Source organism: Streptomyces fildesensis (assembly GCF_016107395.1).
GTDB lineage: Bacteria > Actinomycetota > Actinomycetes > Streptomycetales > Streptomycetaceae > Actinacidiphila > Actinacidiphila fildesensis.
In genome coordinates this window covers 1-239 of sequence record NZ_JAAIKO010000369.1, presented here as the reverse complement: position 1 = coordinate 239, position 239 = coordinate 1, and the positions used below count along the sequence as shown (strand labels likewise).

Sequence of the window (239 nt, the reverse complement as noted above, 5' to 3'; positions counted from 1 at the left end):
CACCAGAAGCCTCCTCCGGGGAGGTGGCCAGCGACGGAATGGAAGCCGATACGGTGATGGAGATCGGGGCCGAACTGGGTCTGCTGGGTCTGCTGGTGGTCACCGACGAGAAAACCCCCGAGGTCGACCGAGAGTTCACGCTGCTCCTCCACGACGCCTACACCGACGACGTCCCATCGCTTGCACAGGACCTCGACATGTTCAACGGCGGAGCGTTCCTCGACAACACGCCCACCTTC

1 protein-coding gene is annotated in these 239 nt (G+C 63.6%); it reads left to right on the top strand.

Translation table 11 applies throughout. The features are described from left to right. Nucleotides 1-38: 38 nt before the first annotated feature. Nucleotides 39-239: hypothetical protein (locus tag C6N31_RS43220; RefSeq protein WP_198359763.1), on the top strand; the 201-nt coding region annotated here is incomplete at its 3' end.